General features: G+C 63.1%; 8 protein-coding genes. 6 read left to right on the top strand and 2 right to left on the bottom strand.

Annotated elements, in window-relative coordinates:
- Positions 1 to 1228: FAD-binding oxidoreductase (locus tag MOV74_RS26225; RefSeq protein ID WP_246929253.1), on the bottom strand; the 1228-nt coding region annotated here is incomplete at its 3' end.
- A gap of 220 nt (positions 1229 to 1448) precedes the next feature.
- Between MOV74_RS26225 and MOV74_RS26230 the strand changes: the two genes are divergently transcribed.
- The 5 genes from MOV74_RS26230 (at position 1449) to MOV74_RS26250 (ending at position 4935) form a co-directional block, all read left to right on the top strand.
- Positions 1449 to 1985, top strand: a complete 537-nt coding sequence (locus MOV74_RS26230; RefSeq protein ID WP_246929254.1) for a histidine phosphatase family protein — start codon at positions 1449 to 1451, stop codon at positions 1983 to 1985.
- A 50-nt stretch (positions 1986 to 2035) separates the two neighbouring features.
- A complete protein-coding gene (locus MOV74_RS26235) occupies positions 2036 to 2461 on the top strand; it encodes a universal stress protein (protein WP_246929255.1) in 426 nt (141 codons plus the stop codon).
- 332 nt (positions 2462 to 2793) lie between these two features.
- Positions 2794 to 3600, top strand: coding sequence for a transglutaminase family protein (locus tag MOV74_RS26240; RefSeq protein WP_246929256.1), 807 nt, complete (start codon positions 2794 to 2796; stop codon positions 3598 to 3600).
- 563 nt (positions 3601 to 4163) lie between these two features.
- Positions 4164 to 4436 (top strand): type VI secretion protein, encoded by a 273-nt coding sequence (locus MOV74_RS26245; protein ID WP_246929260.1) that lies wholly within the window; start codon positions 4164 to 4166, stop codon positions 4434 to 4436.
- A gap of 298 nt (positions 4437 to 4734) precedes the next feature.
- Positions 4735 to 4935, top strand: a complete 201-nt coding sequence (locus MOV74_RS26250; protein WP_246929257.1) for a hypothetical protein — start codon at positions 4735 to 4737, stop codon at positions 4933 to 4935.
- A 1058-nt stretch (positions 4936 to 5993) separates the two neighbouring features.
- Here MOV74_RS26250 and MOV74_RS26255 read toward each other — a convergent pair.
- Positions 5994 to 6230, bottom strand: a complete 237-nt coding sequence (locus tag MOV74_RS26255; protein WP_246929258.1) for a DUF1127 domain-containing protein — start codon at positions 6228 to 6230, stop codon at positions 5994 to 5996.
- Between the two features lie 184 nt (positions 6231 to 6414).
- Between MOV74_RS26255 and MOV74_RS26260 the strand changes: the two genes are divergently transcribed.
- On the top strand, positions 6415 to 7452 hold a 1038-nt coding region (locus MOV74_RS26260), incomplete at its 3' end, for a PLP-dependent aminotransferase family protein (RefSeq protein ID WP_246929259.1).

Below are 7452 nucleotides of genomic sequence, written 5' to 3' on the forward strand. Positions count from 1 at the left end.
CGACCAGCTGACCGGCCACCCGCCCGGTGGCGCCGCCGGCCCAGACCAACTCGAACGGCGAGAACAGCTTCCAGCGCTCGTCACCCCACAGGATGCTGCGGGCGATCATCTGCCCGGCCATGGCCGAGGTGTTCATGCCCTGGCGGCCGAACCCGCTCGCCACCCACAGGCCTTTGCGCAACTGGCCGATCTGCGGCATGCCGTGCACGGTCTGGCCGGTGGCGCCGCCGAACGTCTCGGTGATCTCGACATTGCCGAGCGCCGGGAAGATCGTACGGATCCGCCGCCTGACAGCGCCTGCAAAGCGCTGCGGACGCGCGGCCCAAGTGGTCTCCGGGCTCTCCCACATCAGCCGGTCGCCGTCGACGATGCGGAAATGATCGACGCCGTCGGAATCCATCACCGATCCCTTGAAGGCGATGAGCTCGTGCACCCGCTCACCGAGCGGCGCGGTGATTCCGGCATAGCGCCAGACCGGTAGCAGCGTCTCCGACAGGCGCCTCAAGGGCGCGCCGAGATGAATGTTGCCCGCGAGCACGATATGGGTTGCGCGCAGCCGCGCCGAGGGCGTGACGATGCGTTTGCGGATGCCGGAATGATCGATACTGACGACGGGCGTGTCCTCGAAGATGCGGGCGCCTGCCCGCCGTGCCAGCGCAGCAAGGCCGTGCACATATTTGCGGCCGTCGAGCTGGAACGCCTTCGGATAATACACGCCGTGAAAGTAGCGATCGGTCTTGAGCACCTCGCGGACGCGATCGACCTGCCAACCCTCGACCTCGGTGTCGAAATCCTCGTTCAGCATCTGCAACCGGCTGATCAGCCGGTCGCCGGCATCGACGTTGGAGACCTCCAGCACACCGTCGCTCCGGGCAATTCCCGGCATGTTCTCTTCCGTGGCGTTGGCCCGGACGAACTCGGCGCCCTCCTTCGACAACCCCCACAATTCACGCGCATCCTCGAAGCCGATGCGCTCGATCAGGTCGGCGAGCGGCAGAGCAAAACCCGGCATGACGGCGCCGAGCTGGTTGCCGGACGCGTTCCAGCCGATGTGGCGCCCCTCCAGCACCGCGACGCTGGCGCCGAGCCGGGCCGCCTCCAGCGCAATGGTGAGCCCGGCAAGCCCCGCACCGATGACGCAGATGTCGGCGTCGAGTTCAAACGTCAGCCGCGTGCGGTCGCGAAGGCCGGCTTCTTCCTGGGACACGCTTGTGAAAGTCTCGCTCATGTCGTTTCTTAGAGCATGAACCCGAAAAGTGTGCAGCGGTTTTCCGTGATTACAAACCGGGAAATCGGGTTTGCGCCGAGATCATGCTCAAAATAACGACCTAAAGCGCGATGACGATTCGTTCTAATCTCAGGGTGCTTTATACCAAGCGGGCGCCTGTCACCTTGCCCTCAACCGGCGCCTGTAGCTTATTCTGGATGTGGAACGATTCGAGAATGCCATGCGCCGTTTGATGTTGCTGCGTCACGCCAAGACAGAGACTGACGCGCCGAGCGGCCGTGACCAGGACCGCCGGCTCGACGACCGCGGCCACAGGGATGCTGCGCAGCTCGGCGACTGGATCGCCACCCATCCGCCCTTCCCCGATACCGTGCTGGTGTCGCACGCCGTCCGGGCCCGGCAGACCTGGGACATCGCCTGGGAGGCGATGAAGGACCGCGTCCCGGCGCCGCAGGTCGAGATCCTGCCGGAACTCTATGGCGCCGATCCCGCGCAGATCCTGGACTCCATTCGCACTGCAACGGCCCCGGCCGACCCGAAGCAGCTGCTGCTGGTCGCCCATAATCCCGGCATGCACGAGGCCGCGCTCATGCTGATGGGCGGCGGCGATCCCGCCGGCGCCAGGGCGCTCGCCGACAATCTGCCCACCTCGGGGCTTGCGATCTTCGACTTTGACGTCAAGGATTGGGGTGACGTGGCCTACCGCCGCGGCAAGCTGGTGCTGTTCACCAGCCCCAAGCTGCTTCGATCGGGATGACCGCGCGACGTGCCGACAAGACGTGCTGACTGGAAGATTTGGAGGCGCAGATGTTCAAGTCCATCCTCGTGCCCATCGACCTCGCCGACACCGATCTGGCCAAGCCGGCGCTCGCGACGGCGGCAACGCTGTCGCAGACCTGGAGCGGCATGGTGCGCCTGCTCAACGTGCTGCCGATGACGCCGGTGATGCTGGCCGAATACGTGCCGGCCGATTTCGACGAGCAGCAGCGCCAGACCTCGGAAGAGGCGCTCGCCATCGTCGCGCGCGAATCCGGCATCGAGCAAGCGCGGATCTCCAGCGTGGTGCGCCAGGGCGGCATCTACCACGAGATTCTGGAGGAAGCCGCGCACATGAAGGCCGATTTGATCGTGATGACCTCGCACCGGCCGGCGATGCGCACCTATTTCCTCGGCTCCAACGCCGGGCACGTCGTGCGTTATGCGAAGTGCTCGGTGCTGGTGGTCAGGCACTGAACTCAACTCTCCGGCATTTCCGTAGCCCGGGTGAGCGACTTGTCCGCCGTAGCTCGGAGAGCGAAGGCGGAAGCGACATCCGGGGCCGCTCATGGCGAGAATCCCGGATGTCGCTTCGCTCATCCGGGTTACAATGTGGAAGCGATTACAATTGGCTTGGCAAAGCAGGCGGGCATAGCGGCACCTGGCATTGCATTCGGCCAGCTGCGTAGCCATTTGCTCTTCAGCGACGACGCAGACCGAACTCTCGCAGCGACGCCGATCTGAGTTCGAGCCAACGCGACTCATCCCGCGGCCAATTCCAGTCACTGCCGTTGGAGTCAGGTCTAAGCATGCAAATCCGTGTCGGCTTCGAAATGGTCTACGACTTCCAGCAGGTCACGCCATTGATCGCGATGGTCGGGACGCATTTCACGCGGGCATCCGATGTTGTTGTACCGGATCACCTCATCACCTCGCCTTCTGTTCCGATCACGCCCTACCGCGACAGCTTCGGGAACTGGTGCAGCCGGATCGTTGCGCCCCCTGGCCGTATGCGCCTTTCTGCTGACGGGACAGTGCGCGATAGCGGCTTGCCTGATGTGATCGTGCCTTCAGCTGCGCAGCACGCAGTAGAAGATCTTCCATCGGACACCATCCTCTATTTACTCGGCAGCCGGTATTGCGAGACAGATCGGCTTTCCGACATCGCATGGAAGCTGTTCGAGAAAACGGCGCCCGGCTGGCCGCGCGTCCAGGCGATCTGCAATTTCGTTCACGATCACATCGCGTTTGGATACGAGCACGCGCGGGCGACCATGACGGCGTGGGAGGTCTTCAACGAGCGAAAGGGCGTCTGCCGGGACTATGCGCATCTTGCCATCGCGTTCTGCCGCTGCATGAACATTCCGGCGCGCTACTGCACCGGCTATCTAGGCGATATCGGCATTCCGGCGCCCCACGCCCCCGGCGACTTTGCAGGTTGGTTCGATGCCTACCTTGGGGGGCGCTGGTACACCTTCGATGCACGCAACAACGCTCCGCGGATCGGCCGTGTCCTGATCGCCCAAGGCCGCGACGCGGCGGATGTTCCGATTGTTCAAACTTTCGGACCAAGCGAGCTCATCAGCTTCAAGGTGTGGACCGATGAACTCGTGTGAGCCGCTCGTCCCGGTCAATTGCGCGCAAACCGGACGAGATTGACCTCGCTAATTGACGAGGTAGGTGCTACAGGGTTGGCATCACCGCGCGCTTCTTGGCTGTTATCGGTGACTGAGAGCATCGCGCTCCCGCCTTAAACGAAAGAAGGCGGTCAGATGTCCGATTTAGTCAAATTCGACATTCGTGAGTGGCTCGTTCCACCGTTATTGGTGCCTATCTTCCTCGTGCTGCTGATCGCGATCGTGGCCGTTCTTTAGCGGCAGATCCGTTCAATTGCCCTGCACCAACGGGCAGGCGCGGCTCTTTGCGCCAAGACTCAAGCCAAGGCGCGAGCAGAGACAGGAGGCGGGAATGGCAAACACAGCAATCATCAGAGATGCCTACGGTGTTCCGGCGATCTTCGTGGGTTCGAGAACAGGTCGGGACGATGCTCCCTTTGTTTTCGTAAGGGTCGGAGATGAGGAGCGAAGGATGCGCTGGTCCGAATGGGATGCTCTTCCGGCCTGGACCGGCGAGCGTCCGACTTGGGCGAGTAGATCCAAGTAGCGATGGAGTGTTGAACATGAAGACGGCTCGAACAGGGACAAGGACCGCGGCGCTTTTGCTGGCATCGGCACTGGGCACCTTCACGCCGGCAGCTTTCGCCGCGGAGCCGAACTGCCGCGCGATCGAAAGCACCGGCGCCCGCCTCTCCTGTTACGATGCGGCATTTCCTCCGAAGCAAGCAAACCCGCCGAAACCAGGCATCGACTCATCGTCGGGCTACAAGGATCCGTTTCTTGCGGAAGAAGCCCGAACCACCGCGAAGCTTAAGAATATTTGCCGCGGTTGCTGAGTTTCACCAACCGCGGGCGTGTTTTGAACGTCGCGCTCCAATTCCCCTGCTTGATGGACCTACGGAGTTTAGAACGATCCGCGTTGATCGTTCAAACGGCACTTCAAGCGATGATGCGTTTGCCCAATCAGCGGCAACCTGGGCAGTTTGCCGATAGTTCCTGCGCGGAACGAAACAAAGCCCTCGCTATTCAGCAGACAACGGCGCATTGTCTCGTTACCGCCGAGCGGCCCTTAGCATCTATCGGTGGTGTGAACGCGAGTTGCGCTCCCGCTCAACCCTGCAGCGGAGCATCAAAATGCCGGCTCGACGCCCCCCAGAACCATCATCGACATTCGAATACCGCCTGGCGCAAGAGGCACTCAACCTTCGTCAGCAGGCCAAAGGGATGCCCGCTGGTATCCGCCGCACGGAGCTTTTGCGAAAAGCCCACCAGATCGATATTGCCGGAGAGGTCAACAATTGGCTGACCTCGCCGGGACTGTCGGCGCCGCTTTAGGTCTCCATCTCCAACGCGATTCTGGTCGCCCGGATTGCGCTCCCTCCGCTCGGGCTACAAGGTACAATCCCTTGCGTTGCCCGACTGGCAAAACACGCCATGGGTCGGTCAATCCACACAGCGAAAGATATTCCACTTTACCGAAATTCGGAAATGTCGTATGTGTCGCGGCAGCCCGGCCCAAGGAAGAGGGGCGTATCGCGATCGTCACGAACGCGGGCCGGACGGCGGTGGACGCTAGTTGCATCGGCGCGAAGAGCTTCGCAGGGCGGAGAACCGTGAGCGAAACACCTCGCGCACACGACCGGTGTGATCGGCGTACGGCAAAATCGTGTGGTCCTGACGCCCGGGGTCTGTGCGTCAAGTCTCAGCGGTGATGTGGCGGCCCGACCGGGCACGCGCATCGATCATCCGCAAGGCGACGGGGGCAATAGTGCATCGCTCCCCGGGGAGAGCACGACATAAGCCGTCAAACCACTGCGCAGGGAAGGCCGGTTGTTTGGCTTCACCTGTATGCCGCTGTGCAGATTTCGCTACTGCCTTTCGCACAGTGGACCGCGGGTGCCAGCCGGCGCCCGGTCTTCCCTGCGCCCTCTTTCAATTGAGGGTGAAGCGATGAAGCAAAGCTCGGGCGAATTGAGCCGCGAGGACGCGAAGGTGTGTCCGGGAGACGTAGGATGGGTAGAGCACTTGCGAAACCCATCATCTTTCAACGAAGGAAGTGTTGATGGGTTTCGCTTCGCTCTACCCATCGCTGTCACCCACACTCCGTCATTGCGAGGAGACCTTGCGACGAAGCAATCCAGACTGCCACCGCGGAGGGATTCTGGATTGCTTCCGCCTTGGCCGAGGCTTCGGCGGACAAGTCGCTGCGCTCGCAATGACGATGTTGAGACAGTTGAGCGCCCAACACCGCTCTCGCGCCCCGGACGCAGAACAGCGTCGTCCAGCGACGGTGCGCTGCAGAGCCGGGGCCCATGCATCAGCGAGCCCTGACTTCCCGGGTCCCGGCTGCGCAGCAACGCCAAGAGCGCTGCAGCGCGTCCGGGACACGTGCCTCACAGATACCGCGTCAGCTCGGCCTTGAACTGCCCGTACACCGCGTCCTCGATCTGGCTGCGGGTGATGCCGATGTCGCGCAGGGCGCGGTCGTCGAGCTCGTTCAATGTCTTGACGGCGGAGCGGCGCTCGAGGCGGTCGAACAGCGCGTAGGCGGCACTGGCGAGCGTGCTGAAAAACCCGCTCGATGAGGATGGGCGCAAGCTCCGCCCGGCAGTTTGTGAGATCAGGGTCATTTTTCTTCTCCGGCAGTCGTCCCACGCGGCGAAGCCGATGCCGTTGGCGCAGACGCTACGAGCGCTTGCACCTCATTGCCGTCGGATTGCTCTCGCTCTCCTCGGCTCAATCGCGGAACTTGATGGAACTTAAATGCTCCAGTACACTACTCGGAGCAAGTAAAACATTGCTCTCGGTGCAATAATGTCCAAGTTCGAGTACGTGAAGCTTGCCGATGCCATTGCCGTCGATATCGCTAACGGCACGTTAAGGCCCGGCGATCGGCTGCCGCCGCAGCGCAATTTTGCCTATGACCGTGGCATTGCGGTCTCGACCGCGAGCCGGGTTTATACGGAGTTGCTCCGTCGTGGGCTCGTCGTCGGCGAGGTCGGTCGCGGCACCTTCATCTCCGGCGACATCAGGCGCGAGGTCGAGGCCTTGAGCGAGCCGCGCGATGCGCGGATCGATTTCGAGGTCAATTATCCGCTGCTGCCGCAGCAATGGGCGATGATCGCCAAGAGCCTTGCAGGGCTGGAGCGCGTCGACGCGCTCGAATCCGCGTTGCGCGTCTCGACCAGCACCGGCACCAAGAGCGCACGCAATGCCGCGGCCGCCTATCTCGCGCGCAAGGATTTCGCGCCGCAGGCCGAGCAGATCGTCTTCACCGCCAACGGCAAGCAGTCGCTTGCAGCCGCGCTCGCAGCGCTCGTCCCGACCGGCGGCCGCTGCGGCGTCGAGGCGCTGACATACCCTTACGTCAAGAGCATCGCCGCGCGGTTAGGCGTGACGCTGGTCCCGATTCCCATGGACGAGCACGGCGCGCGGCCCGACGCCATCCAGAAGGCGCATCGCGAGGCGCATCTGTCGGCGCTGTATCTCCAGCCCATCATCCAGAACCCGCTCGGCGTCACCATGAACGCGACGCGACGCGCCGACATCATGCGCGTCGCCGAGAAGCTCGATCTCACCATCATCGAGGACACCGTCTACGGCTTCCTCGCCGACGACACGCCGCTGGCCGCGCTCGGGCCGGACCGCTGCATCGTGCTCGACAGCCTGTCCAAGAAGGTCGCGCCCGGCCTTGCGCTCGGTATCCTCGTGGCGCCGCCTCACCTGCGCGAAAGCGTGATGAGTGCGGTGCGGACCGGCGGCTGGATCGCCTCGGGCCACGCGCTCGCATCCGGACAGCGGCTGATGGCCGACGGCACCGTTGCCGAGCTGACGCGGCTGAAACGGATCGAC

The sequence above is a fragment of the Bradyrhizobium sp. SHOUNA76 genome (genome assembly GCF_023006445.1).
GTDB lineage: Bacteria > Pseudomonadota > Alphaproteobacteria > Rhizobiales > Xanthobacteraceae > Bradyrhizobium.

Coding starts and splice junctions, on each gene's coding strand:
- MOV74_RS26230 (WP_246929254.1), top strand. CDS start 1,449: ATGCGCCGTTTGATGTTGCTGCGTCACGCCAAGACAGAGACTGACGCG.
- MOV74_RS26235 (WP_246929255.1), top strand. CDS start 2,036: ATGTTCAAGTCCATCCTCGTGCCCATCGACCTCGCCGACACCGATCTG.
- MOV74_RS26240 (WP_246929256.1), top strand. CDS start 2,794: ATGCAAATCCGTGTCGGCTTCGAAATGGTCTACGACTTCCAGCAGGTC.
- MOV74_RS26245 (WP_246929260.1), top strand. CDS start 4,164: ATGAAGACGGCTCGAACAGGGACAAGGACCGCGGCGCTTTTGCTGGCA.
- MOV74_RS26250 (WP_246929257.1), top strand. CDS start 4,735: ATGCCGGCTCGACGCCCCCCAGAACCATCATCGACATTCGAATACCGC.
- MOV74_RS26255 (WP_246929258.1), bottom strand. CDS start 6,230: ATGACCCTGATCTCACAAACTGCCGGGCGGAGCTTGCGCCCATCCTCA.